Origin of the sequence: Pseudomonas sp. AF32 (genome assembly GCF_022342325.2) — a bacterium.
GTDB classification, from domain to species: Bacteria; Pseudomonadota; Gammaproteobacteria; order Pseudomonadales; family Pseudomonadaceae; genus Aquipseudomonas; species Aquipseudomonas uvaldensis.
In genome coordinates this window covers 47,409-61,891 of the sequence record NZ_RQJK02000034.1, presented here as the reverse complement: position 1 = coordinate 61,891, position 14,483 = coordinate 47,409, and the positions used below count along the sequence as shown (strand labels likewise).

General features: G+C 62.4%; 14 protein-coding genes. 10 read left to right on the top strand and 4 right to left on the bottom strand.

Annotated features, from left to right (window positions below; all coding sequences use genetic code 11):
• The first annotated feature begins 229 nt into the window (after positions 1 to 229).
• Genes EGM97_RS25110 through lnt form a run of 4 tightly spaced genes read left to right on the top strand, consistent with a single transcriptional unit; the run spans position 230 to position 4,119 of the window.
• The gene (locus tag EGM97_RS25110; protein ID WP_053151750.1) at positions 230 to 1,237 is read left to right on the top strand and encodes a PhoH family protein; all 1,008 of its coding nucleotides are present in this window, start codon (positions 230 to 232) and stop codon (positions 1,235 to 1,237) included.
• Entirely contained in the window at positions 1,230 to 1,688 is a 459-nt protein-coding gene (gene ybeY / locus EGM97_RS25105) for an rRNA maturation RNase YbeY (RefSeq protein ID WP_053151752.1), read from the top strand. The genes EGM97_RS25110 and ybeY overlap by 8 nt, the downstream gene beginning before the upstream one ends.
• 40 nt (positions 1,689 to 1,728) lie before the next feature.
• Positions 1,729 to 2,568 carry an HlyC/CorC family transporter gene (locus EGM97_RS25100; RefSeq protein WP_053151754.1) on the top strand — a complete coding sequence of 280 codons (840 nt, stop codon included), beginning with the start codon at positions 1,729 to 1,731 and terminating at the stop codon, positions 2,566 to 2,568.
• Positions 2,569 to 2,595: 27 nt separating this feature from the next.
• Positions 2,596 to 4,119, top strand: a complete 1,524-nt coding sequence (lnt, locus tag EGM97_RS25095; RefSeq protein WP_238962581.1) for an apolipoprotein N-acyltransferase — start codon at positions 2,596 to 2,598, stop codon at positions 4,117 to 4,119.
• A 163-nt stretch (positions 4,120 to 4,282) separates the two neighbouring features.
• Here the strand turns inward: lnt and EGM97_RS25090 are convergent, their stop codons facing one another.
• A complete protein-coding gene (locus EGM97_RS25090) occupies positions 4,283 to 5,044 on the bottom strand; it encodes a YdcF family protein (protein ID WP_238962582.1) in 762 nt (253 codons plus the stop codon).
• A 103-nt stretch (positions 5,045 to 5,147) separates the two neighbouring features.
• On the bottom strand, positions 5,148 to 5,468 hold the full coding sequence (locus tag EGM97_RS25085; RefSeq protein ID WP_238962583.1) for a hypothetical protein: 321 nt from the start codon (positions 5,466 to 5,468) through the stop codon (positions 5,148 to 5,150).
• 292 nt (positions 5,469 to 5,760) lie between these two features.
• Between EGM97_RS25085 and leuS the strand changes: the two genes are divergently transcribed.
• The 5 genes from leuS (at position 5,761) to EGM97_RS25060 (ending at position 11,843) form a co-directional block, all read left to right on the top strand.
• A complete protein-coding gene (gene leuS, locus EGM97_RS25080; RefSeq protein WP_238962584.1) occupies positions 5,761 to 8,367 on the top strand; it encodes a leucine--tRNA ligase in 2,607 nt (868 codons plus the stop codon).
• 89 nt (positions 8,368 to 8,456) lie between these two features.
• A complete protein-coding gene (locus EGM97_RS25075) occupies positions 8,457 to 9,062 on the top strand; it encodes an LPS-assembly lipoprotein LptE (RefSeq protein ID WP_238962585.1) in 606 nt (201 codons plus the stop codon).
• 53 nt (positions 9,063 to 9,115) lie between these two features.
• Positions 9,116 to 10,153: a DNA polymerase III subunit delta gene (gene holA / locus EGM97_RS25070; protein WP_238962586.1), complete on the top strand. Its 1,038-nt coding sequence runs from the start codon at positions 9,116 to 9,118 to the stop codon at positions 10,151 to 10,153.
• A gap of 129 nt (positions 10,154 to 10,282) precedes the next feature.
• Positions 10,283 to 10,447 (top strand): alternative ribosome rescue factor ArfA, encoded by a 165-nt coding sequence (arfA, locus tag EGM97_RS25065; RefSeq protein ID WP_053151769.1) that lies wholly within the window; start codon positions 10,283 to 10,285, stop codon positions 10,445 to 10,447.
• 73 nt (positions 10,448 to 10,520) lie between these two features.
• Positions 10,521 to 11,843 carry a lytic murein transglycosylase gene (locus EGM97_RS25060; RefSeq protein WP_238962587.1) on the top strand — a complete coding sequence of 441 codons (1,323 nt, stop codon included), beginning with the start codon at positions 10,521 to 10,523 and terminating at the stop codon, positions 11,841 to 11,843.
• 124 nt (positions 11,844 to 11,967) lie between these two features.
• On the opposite strand, the gene EGM97_RS25055 is transcribed toward EGM97_RS25060, so the two are convergent.
• Entirely contained in the window at positions 11,968 to 12,921 is a 954-nt protein-coding gene (locus tag EGM97_RS25055; RefSeq protein ID WP_238962588.1) for a S66 peptidase family protein, read from the bottom strand.
• Between the two features lie 37 nt (positions 12,922 to 12,958).
• On the opposite strand from EGM97_RS25055, the gene EGM97_RS25050 reads away from it, so the two are divergent.
• Complete coding sequence (locus EGM97_RS25050) at positions 12,959 to 13,171, top strand: hypothetical protein (protein WP_238962606.1); 213 nt, start codon at positions 12,959 to 12,961, stop codon at positions 13,169 to 13,171.
• A 289-nt stretch (positions 13,172 to 13,460) separates the two neighbouring features.
• On the opposite strand, the gene lipA is transcribed toward EGM97_RS25050, so the two are convergent.
• Positions 13,461 to 14,483 (bottom strand): lipoyl synthase, encoded by a 1,023-nt coding sequence (gene lipA / locus EGM97_RS25045; RefSeq protein WP_238962589.1) that lies wholly within the window; start codon positions 14,481 to 14,483, stop codon positions 13,461 to 13,463.

Here is a 14,483-nt window from a genome sequence, read left to right as displayed (position 1 = left end):
TGGTTACCCCCCCCCCCCCTCTTTTTTTCCTCCCCCCCCCCCCCCCCCCCTCCCCCCCCCCCCCCCCCCCCCCCCCCCCCCCCCCCCCCCCCCCCCCCCACCCCCGCTCCCACAATGGACCGCGTCGGTCGCTGGAATCCGCCTGGGTCCGTTTAAGACCTTTCGCACCCAGCCTACTGGCGTTATCCTTGATTTCATCTCAATTGCCCCCGGGCGGCTAAAAACGACCTTGAACGCACCCATCGAACCTCATCGTTTCATTCTCGAGCCCTTTGAGGCTCGCCGCTTCGCCAATCTGTGCGGGCAGTTCGACGAGCATCTGCGCTTGATCGAACAGCGCCTGGCCATCGAGATCCGCAATCGCGGAAACCAGTTCGAGCTGATCGGCGAACCCAAGCACACCACCTCCGCGGAAAACCTGCTGCGCCGCCTCTACCGGGAAACCAAGGGGAGCGAATTGTCGCCGGACACCGTCCATCTATTCCTGCAGGAGTCGGCGGTCGAAGAACTCGACAATCACGCCCCGTCGGAACCCGCCGTGGCCCTGCGCACGAAAAAAGGCATGATTCGCCCTCGCGGCTTGAATCAGCAGCGCTACGTGAAGGAAATCCTGGGCAACGACATCAACTTCGGCATCGGTCCGGCCGGCACCGGCAAGACCTACCTGGCCGTGGCTTGCGCCGTGGATGCCCTGGAGCGCGAACAGGTGCGACGCATCCTGCTGGTGCGTCCGGCGGTCGAAGCCGGGGAGAAGCTCGGTTTCCTGCCCGGCGACCTGACCCAGAAGATCGACCCGTACCTGCGCCCGCTCTATGACGCCCTGTATGAAATGCTCGGCTTCGAACATGTCGCCAAGCTGATCGAACGCCAGGTCATCGAAGTCGCGCCACTGGCCTACATGCGTGGTCGTACGCTGAACAACAGCTTCATCATCCTCGACGAAAGCCAGAACACCACCGTCGAACAGATGAAAATGTTCCTGACCCGGATCGGCTTCGGCTCCACTGCGGTCATCACCGGGGATATCACCCAGGTCGACTTGCCCCGCGGCACCAAGTCCGGGCTGAACCATGTGATCCAGGTGCTCAAGGAGGTCCCGGGCATCAGCTTCACGCATTTCCTGCCCAAGGACGTCGTGCGGCATCCGCTGGTGCAGCGCATCGTCGAGGCCTACGAGCGCTTCGAGCAACGCGCCGAAGACTCGCATGAAAGCAAAGGCAGCCGCCACGATGCTTGAACTCGACTTGCAACTGGCCAGCGAACATGAAGCCCCCAGCGAAGCACGTTTCCGCCAATGGTGCGAGCTGGCCCTGCGCCAGCGTAGCGCCGACTCGGAACTGACGATCCGCCTGGTGGATGAGCCCGAGGGGCGTGAACTGAACCACACCTGGCGACAGAAGGACTACGCCACCAACGTACTGTCCTTCCCTGCCGACGTCCCCGATGAACTGCTCGACATCCCGTTGCTGGGGGACCTGGTGATCTGCGTCCCGGTGGTGGAGCGTGAAGCTGCCGAACAAGGCAAGGCACTCGAGGCCCACTGGGCCCATCTGGTGATTCACGGCTGCTTGCATCTTCTGGGCTACGACCATATCGAAGATGACGAAGCCGAAGAAATGGAAGCACTGGAACGGACGTTGCTTGCAGAGTTGGGTCATCCCGACCCTTACGCCGGCGACGAACACTGATACATCAACCTGTAACGATAAAGGATTCAGAGTAATCGCTATGAGCGAAGATCGATCGAGCAACGGGCAGAAGTCATGGCTGGGCAAGCTCACCCAGGCTTTTGCCCATGAGCCGAAGAACCGCCAGGAGCTGCTGGAGCTGCTGCGCGATGCACACCAGAACAAATTGTTGGACAGCGAAGCGCTGGCCATCGTCGAAGGCGCCATCCAGGTCGCTGACCTGCAGGTCCGGGACATCATGGTCCCGCGCTCGCAGATGATCAGCATCAAGGCGACCCAGACACCCCGTGAATTCCTGCCGGCCGTGGTCGATTCTGCCCACTCGCGCTACCCGGTGGTCGGCGAGAGCCATGACGACGTCATGGGTGTATTGCTGGCCAAGGATCTGCTGCCGTTGATCCTTCAGGAAAATGGCGACAGCTTCAACATCAAGGATCTGCTGCGTCCGGCCACGTTCGTGCCCGAATCCAAGCGCCTCAATGTGCTGCTGCGCGAATTCCGCGCCAATCACAACCACATGGCCATCGTCATCGACGAATATGGCGGCGTGGCCGGGCTGGTCACCATCGAGGACGTGCTTGAGCAGATCGTCGGCGACATCGAGGACGAGCATGACGTCGAGGAAGACAGCTACATCAAACCTCTGCCCAGCGGCGATTTTCTGATCAAGGCGCTGACGCCTATCGAAAACTTCAACGAGTTCTTCGACAGCGAGTTTTCCGACGACGAATTCGATACGGTCGGCGGCCTGGTGATGAGCGCATTCGGACACCTGCCCAAGCGCAACGAAACCACGGAAATCGGTTCCTGGCGTTTCCGCATCCTGAATGCCGACAGTCGTCGGATTCACCTGCTGCGCCTGTCCCCCATTGCCCGATAAACCCTGCGAGACCCGCTAAGGACGAAAATGCGCTGGATAACCCGCCCCGGCTGGCCCGGTAACCTGCTGGCCGTGGCGGCCGGCGCCATCACCACCCTGGCCCTGGCCCCCTTCGACATCTGGCCGCTGGCGTTGCTGGCGGTAGGGTTGTTCTACGCGGGGTTGCGCGAGCTTTCGCCGCGCCAGGCCCTCGGCCGTGGCTGGTGCTTCGGCTTTGGCCTGTTTGGCGCCGGCACCAGCTGGATCTACGTCAGCATCCATAATTTCGGCGGCGCCTCGGTGCTGCTGGCCGGGTTGTTGATGCTGCTGTTCATTGCCGCCATCGCCTGGTTCTTTGCCCTGCCCGCCTGGCTGTGGGCGCGCTGGTTGCGGCGCAACGAAGCACCATTGGCCGACGCCCTGGCGTTCGCTGCGCTGTGGTTGGGCCAGGAAGCCTTTCGCGGCTGGTTCCTCACCGGCTTCCCATGGCTCTACTCCGGCTACAGTCAACTCGACGGCCCTTTGGCCGGCCTCGCGCCGCTGGGCGGGATGTGGCTGATTTCCTTCACCCTGGCCCTGACCGCCGCGCTGCTGTACAACGCGCCCCGACTGATCCGCGCCGGGCGCAAAGGCTTCATCGCCGCCGGCCTGGTGCTGCTGGTCGGCCCCTGGATGGTCGGCATGGCGCTTAAAGGACATGCCTGGACCAGCCCTTCGGGCGCACCGCTGAGCGTCGCGGCGATCCAGGGCAACATCGAACAAAGCATGAAATGGGATCCGGAACAGCTCAACGCGCAGTTGGCCCTGTACCGGGACATGAGTTTTACCTCCAAGCGCGCCGACCTGCTGATCTGGCCGGAAACGGCAGTCCCGGTGCTCAAGGAGTCCGCCCAGGGCTACCTGGACATGATGGGCAGCTTCGCCGCCGAGCGGCAATCGGCGTTGATTACCGGCGTGCCGATTCGCCAGCTGGTGCGCCATGAGAAGCGTTACTTCAATGGCATCACCGTGACCGGCGAAGGCGACGGCACCTACCTGAAGCAAAAGCTGGTGCCCTTCGGCGAATACGTGCCCTTGCAAGACATCCTGCGCGGCCTGATCGCGTTCTTCGACCTGCCCATGTCGGACTTCGCCCGAGGCCCTGCCGACCAGCCGCTATTACAGGCCAAGGGTTACCAGATCGCGCCGTTCATCTGCTACGAAGTGGTCTATCCGGAATTTGCCGCCAACCTCTCGGCCCGCAGCGACCTGCTGCTGACCATCAGCAACGACACCTGGTTCGGCACCTCGATCGGCCCGTTGCAACATCTGCAAATGGCGCAGATGCGGGCCCTGGAGGCCGGCCGCTGGATGATTCGCGCCACCAACAATGGCGTGACCGGCCTGATCGACCCCTTCGGCCGGATCACCGCACGGATCCCGCAGTTCGAACGAGGCATCCTGTACGGCGAAGTGGTGCCGATGCACGAGCTGACGCCTTATCTGCAATGGCGCTCGTGGCCGCTGGTTATCCTGTGCGTGTTGCTGCTGGGCTGGGCATTGGTCACCAGCCGAATAGCCAAGGCCGTTTAAGCGACTTGCGAATACGCAGTGGCGAGGGGATTTATCCCCGCTGGGCTGCTCAGCAGCCCCAAAACCTGACGCTGCGGTGTATCAGGCAGGTTGCATGGGGGGCGCTTCGCGCCCCAGCGGGGATAAATCCCCTCGCCACAAGAAGAGCCTTGCCTCTGAGCCGCTAACGATAAAACACCCAGTACCCCACCAATCCCGCCGCCTCATTCATCAACTGCCCGGACTGCCAGATCGCCTTGAACTCCGGCATCCAGCCACCCAACGGCCGGGCATTGTCCTGCCCCAGAAAACCAACCGGCGCCGGCAGCACGTCAAACCCGGCCCGCTCGAAACTCCAGACCGCCCGTGGCATATGCCATGCCTGGGTCACCACCACGACACGCCGGATGCCCTCCGGCAACAGGATCTCTGCGCTCATCCGGGCATTTTCCCAAGTCGTGCGGCTGCGTTTTTCCTGCCAGCGCACCGTGACGCCAAAATCTTGCTGCATCGAATCGGCCATCAATTCGGCTTCACTGGGCGGGCTGCCATAGTGCAAGCCGCCCGTCACCAGCACCGGCAACCCCGACGCCTTCGCCAGCTGCGCGGCATAACGCTGGCGCTCCAGGCCGACACCGGTGGGTTGGTCGGCTCCCCAGGCCAGGTCACCACGTTCGCGGCCAGCACCCAGTATCACGATGGCATCGGCGCGCTGGGCCAGGGTTGCCCAGTCGCTGCGAGGCAACGGTGGTTCGCGCTCCAGCGCCTTGGCGCTCCACTGCACGACCACGGGCAAGCTCATCAGCCAGAAACCGCCCAGGCCGACGAAAAAACACAGGCGAGCCAGGCGCGGTCGAGTGTTTCGCCACCACCAGGCAAGCACCAGCAGCAGTAAAAGAAGGCCGGGAGGTAGTAAAAGTTGTTTGATGAAATAGCGAAACGGCATCGGGCATCTCCATAGATGCCCGAAGCCTAGGTGGGTTGACGCAAAGCGACAACAGATTCGAAAAGACCTTGAATCAAAAAAAGCAACACGCGTGGATCCGGCCTTACTTGAACTGCAATGACCGGACTTTGATAGCATCCTTGTCAGGCGTACGATCCTTGAGCCAGACAATCTTGGCCGAATGGGGCGCATCGAGACGCTGGATGACCTGGGCCCCGCTTGTGCGGGCCTGATGCCCGACCTGCTCAAGGTAAGCCTTGACCAGTTCGAACTCCGCAGGGCTCAAGCCCCGCAGTTCCAGCTCTACCGGACGCTCATTGCGCAAGCGACCGGCAGTTCTTGCGGCGTCCAGGGCCACCCCGAGACGATCGATCAGTTTTTCATACAACTCCGGTGTAGCGACTTTTCGTTGTGATTCAACCATCCCTCACCTCATTGAAGATAAGACTCACTCCCCATTGAGAAGCTTAGCTTCGCTGTGCAAACCGGCAGGACGCCGCGACCAACGGCCCTGAACGCTCGTCGGCGCCGGCTGTCGGCACGGTCCGACACGCAATCAGGGTTTCCCTCCGCGGAGTGCGCTCATGTATGCTACGGCGCTTCCTGTAACTCCACTTCCAGCTTGGCTGGGCATAGAAAGCGCCGCATCCGGCGCCGTTCGCGTCCAGCATGGCAATGAAGAGGATTGGGCCACCCCATTCAGTACAAAAGTAGCCATGCACGAACACTACCAGCCCCGTGAAATCGAAGCCGCCGCCCAGTCTTTCTGGGACGAGCAAAAGTCCTTTGAAGTCAGTGAACAGCCAGGCAAGGAAACCTACTACTGCCTGTCGATGTTCCCTTACCCCAGCGGCAAGCTGCACATGGGGCACGTGCGCAACTACACCATCGGCGACGTAATTTCCCGCTACCAGCGCATGCAGGGCAAGAACGTCCTGCAACCCATGGGTTGGGACGCCTTCGGCATGCCGGCGGAAAACGCCGCGATGAAGAACAACGTGGCGCCCGCCAAGTGGACCTACGAGAACATCGCCTACATGAAGTCCCAGCTGCGCAGCCTGGGCCTGGCGGTGGACTGGTCCCGCGAAGTGACCACCTGCAAGCCCGACTACTACCGCTGGGAACAATGGTTGTTCACCCGCCTGTTCGAGAAAGGCGTGATCTACCGCAAGAACGGTACCGTGAACTGGGACCCTGTGGACCAGACCGTACTGGCCAACGAGCAGGTGATCGACGGACGCGGCTGGCGTTCCGGCGCGCTGATCGAAAAACGTGAAATCCCGATGTACTACTTCAAGATCACCGCCTACGCGGATGAACTCCTGGAGAGCCTTGATGAGCTGACCGGCTGGCCCGAGCAGGTCAAGACCATGCAACGTAACTGGATCGGCAAGTCCCGAGGCATGGAAGTCCAGTTCCCGTACGACGTCGCCTCCATCGGCGAGGCCGGTACCCTGAAGGTCTTTACCACCCGTCCCGATACCCTGATGGGCGCCACTTATGTCGCCGTGGCCGCCGAGCACCCGCTGGCGACCCTGGCGGCACAGAACGACCCTGCGCTGCAGGCGTTCATCGCCGAATGCAAGGGCGGTAGCGTCGCCGAAGCCGACGTTGCCACCCAGGAAAAGAAAGGCGTACCGACCTCACTGTTCGTTGAGCATCCGCTGACCGGTGAAAAACTCCCGGTATGGGTCGCCAACTATGTGCTGATGCACTATGGCGACGGCGCTGTGATGGCGGTCCCGGCCCACGACGAGCGCGATTTCGAATTCGCCCACAAGTACAACCTGCCGGTCAAGCCTGTGGTCCGCACCAGCGCCGGTGACCAGACCCCGGCACCCTGGCAGGACGCCTACGGCGAACACGGCGAGCTGATCAACTCCGGTGAGTTCGACGGCCTGGACTTCGCCGGCGCGTTCGACGCCATCGAAGTGGCGCTGATCAAGAAGAACCTGGGTGCCTCCCGCACCCAGTTCCGCCTGCGCGACTGGGGCATCAGCCGCCAGCGTTACTGGGGCTGCCCGATTCCGATCGTGCACTGCGACACCTGCGGCGACGTACCGGTGCCGGAGGACCAACTGCCCGTGGTGCTGCCGGAAGACGTCGTACCCGACGGTGCCGGCTCGCCCCTGGCGCGCATGCCTGAATTCTATGAATGCAAGTGCCCGAAATGCGGCGCACCGGCCAAGCGTGAAACCGACACCATGGACACGTTCGTCGAGTCCTCCTGGTACTACGCCCGCTACGCCTCGCCGCGCTACGAAGGTGGCCTGGTGGACCCGGCCGCCGCCAACCACTGGTTGCCGGTGGACCAGTACATCGGCGGCATCGAGCACGCGATCCTGCACCTGCTCTACGCGCGCTTCTTCCACAAGCTGATGCGCGACGAAGGCCTGGTCACCTCCAACGAGCCGTTCAAGAACCTGCTGACCCAGGGCATGGTGGTCGCCGAGACTTACTATCGTCGCGAGGCCAACGGCGCCTACACCTGGTACAACCCGGCGGACGTTGAACTGGAACGCGACAGCAAGGCCAAGGTCATCAGCGCCAGGCTGATCGCCGACGGCCTGCCGGTGGAAATCGGCGGCACCGAGAAGATGGCCAAGTCGAAGAACAACGGCGTCGACCCCCAGTCGATGATCGATCAGTTCGGCGCCGACACCTGCCGCCTGTTCATGATGTTCGCCTCGCCACCGGACATGAGCGCCGAATGGTCCGACTCGGGCGTCGAAGGCTCGCACCGCTTCCTCAAGCGCGTCTGGCGCCTGGCTCAGGCTCACGTCAGCCAGGGCCTGCCGGGCAAGCTGGACATCGCCAGCCTGAACGACGAGCAGAAAGCCATCCGCCGCTCGATTCACCTGGCCATCAAGCAGGCCAGCCATGACGTCGGCCAGAACCACAAGTTCAACACCGCCATCGCCCAAGTGATGACGCTGATGAACGTCCTGGAAAAAGCCGCCCAGGCCACCGAACAGGATCGCGCCCTGATCCACGAGGGCCTGGAAGCCGTGACGCTGCTGCTGGCGCCGATCACGCCGCACATCAGCCATGAGCTGTGGCATCATCTGGGCCACACCGCCCCTGTGATCGATGCCGGCTGGCCTGTAGTGGACGAGAGCGCACTGGTGCAGGACAGCCTGACCCTGGTCATCCAGGTCAACGGTAAGCTGCGCGGCCAGATCGAAATGCCGGCCACCGCCACTCGCGAAGAAATCGAAGCCGCCGCACGGGTCAATGAAAACGTGTTGCGCTTCGTCGACGGGCTGACGATCCGCAAGGTGATCGTCGTGCCCGGCAAACTGGTCAACATCGTCGCAAGCTAATTGGATCGGGCGCCGGGCCAGGGCCTGGCGCCGAATATGAGCTGCCGGGCCGCATCGCCGGCCCCTAGGGCTTCAAGGGGAGCAACAAGATGATGAAACGTAATCTGCTGGTCATCGGCCTGACGGTCCTGCTGAGCGCCTGCGGCTTCCAGCTGCGGGGCACTGGCACTACCCAACTGGCCATTACCGAGCTGGATCTCAGTGCACGGGACGCTTATGGCGATACCGTGAAGCTGCTGCGCCAGACCCTGGAAAGCAGCGGGGTGAAAGTCTACAGCGGGGCACCGTACAAGCTGGTGTTGGCGCGTGAACAGGAGAACCAGCGCAGCCTGAGCTATGCCGGCGCCGGCCGTTCGGCCGAGTATGAGCTGACCAACGTCCTGAGCTATGAGATTCGCGGGCAGAACAACCTGTTGCTGCTGGATGACAAGCTCCAGGTGCAGAAGGTCTACTTGCACGACGGTAACAACATCACCGGATCCGTCCAGGAGTCGAGTGAAGTACGCAACGAAATGCGTCGTGACCTGGTGCAACGCATGATGCTGCGCCTGCAACAACTGACCCCGACCCAATTGGAGCAGTTGCAACAGACCGCAGATGCCCAGGCCAAGGCGGAGGCCGAGGCACTGGAAGCGGCACGCAAGGCTGAGGCGGAGACACCGCAACAGTCGCCGATGCAAATCCCGGCCGAATAAGCCTTGCGGGGCGCTCCGGCGCCCCGCTCGCTTTCTCTTGTGAACCCTGTTCTATGAAGCTGGCCCCCGCCCAACTCGGTAAGCACCTGCACGGCGCCCTCGCGCCGGTCTATATCATCAGCGGCGATGATCCGCTGCTGTGCCAGGAAGCCGCCGACGCCATCCGCGCTGCCGCACGCCAGCAAGGCTTTGATGAACGCCAGGTGTTCGCCGCCGACGCCAATTTCGATTGGGGGACGTTGCTGCAGGCCGGGGCGAGCATGTCGCTGTTCGCCGAAAAACGCCTGCTTGAATTGCGCCTGCCTTCCGGCAAACCTGGCGACAAGGGCGCCGCCGCGCTGATCGAATACTGCTCACGTCCCGCCGAAGACACGGTGCTGCTCATCAGCCTGCCCAAACTCGACGGCAGCGCGCAAAAGACCAAGTGGGGCAAGGCCCTGGTCGAAGGCCCGCAGACCCAGTTCGTGCAAATCTGGCCGGTGGACATCAGCCAGCTGCCGAGCTGGATCCGCCAACGCCTGTCACAGGCTGGCCTGTCAGCGAGCCAGGATGCGGTGGAGCTGATCGCCGCCCGGGTCGAAGGCAACCTGCTGGCTGCCGCCCAGGAAATCGAAAAACTCAAGCTGATGGCCGAAGACGGGCAGATTACCGCGGAAACGGTGCAGGCCGCCGTGGCCGACAGCGCGCGTTTCGACGTCTTCGGCCTGACCGATGCGATCCTCAACGGCGAAGCCGCCCACGCCCTGCGCATGCTTGAAGGCCTGCGGGGCGAAGGCGTCGAGCCACCAGTGATCCTCTGGGCCCTGGCCCGGGAGCTGCGGCTACTGACCAACCTGTCGCTGCAATACAGCCAGGGCGTACCGCTGGACAAAGCCTTCAGCCAGGCCCGTCCGCCGGTGTGGGACAAACGCAAGCCGCTGATGAGCAAGGCCCTGCAACGCTACTCGGCGCAGCGCTGGGCACAATTGCTGCTCGAAGCCCAGCGTATCGATGCACAGATCAAGGGCCAGGCCGCCGGGTCCCCATGGATGAGCCTCAGTCGCCTGTCGCTGTTGATGGCTGGTCAGCGGCTGGCGCTTCCAGCTGAATAACCCACCCGAAATCCCCTCGCCACAACAATGTCCGATTTGCTGACAATTGAAGCACGCTGTCGGGCTGGACAGCCCCCCGAGTCTGGCCCATGATTCGCCACGCAAACCCACTCTGCGAGAGTTCCAACCATGAGCAAAAAGCCATCCAGGCATGGCCCCAACAAGGCCAAATCCATCATTGCCCAACCCCTGTTCCGAAGCCGTCAGGAACGCCCCGCCAAGGGTAAGGGCAGCTACCGCCGCGAAGCCTTCCAGTCTGACAACTGGGAGGCTTCTTGCTTTATGGCGGCTTGAAACATCGGGACCAGCCCAATTCTTCCCCGCCCATGATAAGGTCAGCACCTGATCTGTATTTCTGGACCCCTGCATGCCCTTTTGCCCTTCCCGCCGTTGGCCCGTGCGCCAACTGGCAGCCGTCACAAGCTTCGCGCTGCTCGTCGCCTGCGCAGAAAAACCCACCGCCGCCGACGCCCAACCGCTCCAGACCGTCCCAGCCGTCACCGCTCCGGCCATCGTGCCGCCCGTGGTACCCAGCGGTGAAAGCCTGGATATCGTTCCCACACAGACCTTCGCGCAATGGCAGGCGGGCTTTCGCAAGGAAGCACTGGCCGCCGGCATCCGTGCCGACCTGTTCGACCGTGCCTTTATCGGTGTCAGCCCGGACATGAGCGTGATCAAGGCTGATCGCAGCCAGCCGGAATTCACCCGGCCCGTGTGGGAATACCTCGATGGCGCCCTGTCGCCCCTGCGGGTCAGCAAAGGCAAGAGCCTGATGCAGCAGAATGCCCAGGTCCTGCAGAACATTGAACAGCGCTATGGCGTGGATCGCGCCGCATTGGTGGCGGTGTGGGGCATGGAAAGCAACTTTGGCCAGTTCCAGGGCAACAAGTCGGTGATCAACTCCCTGGCGACGTTGGCTTACGAAGGACGGCGTCCGGGCTTCGCCCACGCGCAACTGATCGCTGCGCTACAGATCCTGCAACAAGGCGACATCACACCGGAAAAAATGCTCGGCTCATGGGCTGGTGCCATGGGTCAGACTCAGTTCATCCCCACGACGTACAACACCCACGCCGTGGATTTCGACGGTGACGGCCGCCGGGACATTTGGGGCAGTTCCACCGACGCCCTGGCCTCCACCGCCCATTACCTGCAAAGCTCCGGCTGGCAACGCGGCCAGCCGTGGGGGTTCGAGGTGGAACTCGACGAAGGGTTCGACTATTCCCTGGCCGATGGCACGATCCGCAAGCCCGTCTCCGAATGGATAGGGTTGGGCGTGTCCACCTATGCCGGCATGCCGATTCCTCCCGGTGACCGGCAGCTGTCCGCGTCCGTGCTGTTGCCGGCCGGCCACCGCGGCCCGGCGTTCCTGGTGTTCGACAATTTCCGCGCCATCCTCAAGTACAACAACTCATCGTCCTACGCTTTGGCAGTGGGACTGTTGTCGGCGCGCTTCACGGGCGAAGGCCTGGTCTATGGTCAATGGCCGCGGGATGATCTGCCCCTGAGCCGCACCGAACGCATTGAATTGCAGACCCTGCTAAGCCAGCACAACTACGATGCGGGCAATCCCGATGGCATCATCGGCGCCAACACCCGCAAAGCCATCCGCAGCGCCCAGCAATCCTTCGGCTGGCCGGCGGATGGGTATCCGACGCATAAGTTGCTGGAAGCGTTGCGTAGTCGCTGAATCGGCTCATGGCTGAAATGCTATCGCGAGCAGGCTCGCACACAGTTGACCGCGTTCTTTCAGGAAAACACGGTCACCCTGTGGGAGCGAGCCTGCTCGCGATGACTGCCTATCAGACGACATATCACTGACGCCCAACCACCACATCCTGCTCCAACACCAACCTCTTCTCCCCCGCATCCAGCTTCACCAACGCCCCCATGGGCAACGTCAGGTTCGGGTCGCAGTGCCCACTGCGCCAACCGGACAGCACCGGAATCCGCAGTGGCTCGAAAGTCTGCTTGAGCAACCGGTTCAGTGCCTCGACATCCACCCCGGCCACATCCCCTACCAACACGCCCCGCAACCGGGATAAAGTCCCCGCCAACCGCAACTGTGTCAGCAAGCGGTCGATGCGATACAACGGCTCGTTGACGTCCTCGATGAATAGAATCACGCCCTCGGCATCGATCTGATACGGCGTGCCCATGGTCGCTGCGATAATCGACAGGTTGCCCCCCAGCAAGCGCCCATGGGCGATGCCGGGCTCGACGGTGGCCAACGGGTAGGCGGCCGGATGGCTGAGGACGTCACCAGCCTTCAACTGCCCGCGCAGCAAGCTGAAAAACGAGGTGACGGTGGGTGGCTCTTTGTCGCCCAGCAGATCGGCATTGAGCAACGGTCCGTGAAAGGTGACGAAGCCTGCGTATCGGCTGATGGCTAGGTGCAAGGCGGTGATGTCGCTGTACCCGACGAACGGCTTGGGATTGCGCCGCAGTAGATTGAAGTCGAGACGATCCAGCAGGCGCGGCGTGCCATAGCCGCCGCGCAGGCAGATGATTGCAGTGATCAGAGGATCAGCGAAGGCGCTGTGCAGGTCGTCGAGGCGCCTCTCGTCACTGCCGGCCAGATAACCGTCCTTCTCATAAACACCCGGGAATATCTTCAACCCATGCCCGCGGGCGCGCATCCACTGCGTGGCCTTTTCCGCGTCCAGTGGGGCAGGACCGGCAGGAGCGATCACGCCGATCAGTCCGTCCTGCGGCAGGGCCGGCACGGGGTGATGTGGACTCAGGGTGTGGGAGGGTTGAGCGGTCATCCATGGGTCTCCGGGCTTGGAATCGCTAGAGTGTTTCGTGCGTCGTGTGTATATCCATTGCTGCGGTAACGGCTACCTTGTGGGAGCGAGCCTGCTCGCGATGGCGGTGGACCCGCTTGCATCGATGCCGAATGTGCCGCCGCATCGCGAGCAGGCTCGCTCCCACAATTGGATCAGGTACAACCGCAAGAAACAGATCAGCTTCAAAGCCGCCTCGCTTTTGCTTTGCTTTGCTTTGCTTTGCTTTTGATCTTAGCCGCCCCGTTAACCACGAAGGCCGAACGCAGGCATTGCGTAGTGGGCATCCCGGCATGGATGCCGGGATAGCCGCGCTGGGCCATGGATGGCCCTTCGCGGCGGGCCCACGGAGCAATGCCGGAGTGAGGGAACGCCGAGCCTTGGCGAGGTGCCTAGTGGTGGGGCGAAGACCTTTTGGTTACTTTTGGGGCGTTTGCCAAAAGTAACCCGCCGTAAGGGCGGAACCTCAAGTGGCCGTTACCGCAGCAACGGATCCACACCCAGCCCCAAGAAGCAGCAAATCAGCTCCCCAACAACTCCGCCTTAACCAGTTTCGCCTGTTCATCAGCATGATACGAAGACCGCACCAACGGCCCCGAAGCCACATTCTTGAAGCCCATCTTGTACCCCTCCTCCGCAAACCACGCAAAGGTATCCGGATGCACAAAACGCTGCACCGGCAGGTGATTGCGCGACGGCTGCAAGTACTGCCCCAGGGTCAGCATATCGATGTCATGCTCGCGCATGCGCTTCATGACTTCGATAACTTCGTCGTCAGTCTCTCCCAGGCCCAGCATCAACCCGGATTTGGTCGGAATGTGCGGCATCATCTGCTTGAAGCGCTGCAGCAGGGTCAACGACCACTGGTAATCCGAACCGGGACGCGCAGCCTTGTACAGGCGCGGCACGGTTTCCAGGTTGTGGTTGAACACATCCGGCGGCTCGGCCGCGGTGATTTCCAGGGCGATGTCCATGCGGCCACGGTAGTCCGGCACCAGCGTCTCGAGCTGCACATTCGGCGACAGCTTGCGGATTTCACGAATACAGTCGGCAAAGTGCTGGGCGCCGCCATCGCGCAGGTCGTCACGATCCACCGAGGTGATGACCACGTAGCGCAGCTTCAGGTCGGCAATGGCGACAGCCAGGTTTTCCGGCTCGCTGGTGTCCAGTGGCTTCGGACGGCCGTGGCCAACGTCACAGAACGGGCAGCGCCGGGTGCAGATGTCGCCCATGATCATGAACGTCGCGGTGCCGCCGGAGAAGCATTCGCCCAGGTTCGGGCAGGACGCTTCTTCGCAGACGCTGTGCAGCTTGTGTTTGCGCAGCAACGCCTTGATCCGGTCGACTTCCGGCGAAACCGGAATGCGCACGCGGATCCAGTCCGGCTTCTTCGGCAACTCGGTGGTCGGGATGATCTTGACCGGGATGCGTGCAACCTTTTCGGCGCCGCGCAGCTTTACGCCGGCCTCGACCTTGGCACGCGGGGCCGGACGTTCGGTAACGTCCTGCGTCGGGATGATGGTTTGCACTGCATCGGTAGTCAT

Bases quoted from the DNA above. Each gene is read 5' to 3' on its own strand.
- ybeY (WP_053151752.1), top strand. From the start codon at position 1,230: ATGCTTGAACTCGACTTGCAACTGGCCAGCGAACATGAAGCCCCCAGC.
- lipA (WP_238962589.1), bottom strand. From the start codon at position 14,483: ATGACTACCGATGCAGTGCAAACCATCATCCCGACGCAGGACGTTACC.
- holA (WP_238962586.1), top strand. From the start codon at position 9,116: ATGAAGCTGGCCCCCGCCCAACTCGGTAAGCACCTGCACGGCGCCCTC.
- EGM97_RS25060 (WP_238962587.1), top strand. From the start codon at position 10,521: ATGCCCTTTTGCCCTTCCCGCCGTTGGCCCGTGCGCCAACTGGCAGCC.
- lnt (WP_238962581.1), top strand. From the start codon at position 2,596: ATGCGCTGGATAACCCGCCCCGGCTGGCCCGGTAACCTGCTGGCCGTG.
- EGM97_RS25075 (WP_238962585.1), top strand. From the start codon at position 8,457: ATGATGAAACGTAATCTGCTGGTCATCGGCCTGACGGTCCTGCTGAGC.
- EGM97_RS25085 (WP_238962583.1), bottom strand. From the start codon at position 5,468: ATGGTTGAATCACAACGAAAAGTCGCTACACCGGAGTTGTATGAAAAA.
- EGM97_RS25090 (WP_238962582.1), bottom strand. From the start codon at position 5,044: ATGCCGTTTCGCTATTTCATCAAACAACTTTTACTACCTCCCGGCCTT.
- EGM97_RS25100 (WP_053151754.1), top strand. From the start codon at position 1,729: ATGAGCGAAGATCGATCGAGCAACGGGCAGAAGTCATGGCTGGGCAAG.
- EGM97_RS25055 (WP_238962588.1), bottom strand. From the start codon at position 12,921: ATGACCGCTCAACCCTCCCACACCCTGAGTCCACATCACCCCGTGCCG.
- arfA (WP_053151769.1), top strand. From the start codon at position 10,283: ATGAGCAAAAAGCCATCCAGGCATGGCCCCAACAAGGCCAAATCCATC.
- leuS (WP_238962584.1), top strand. From the start codon at position 5,761: ATGCACGAACACTACCAGCCCCGTGAAATCGAAGCCGCCGCCCAGTCT.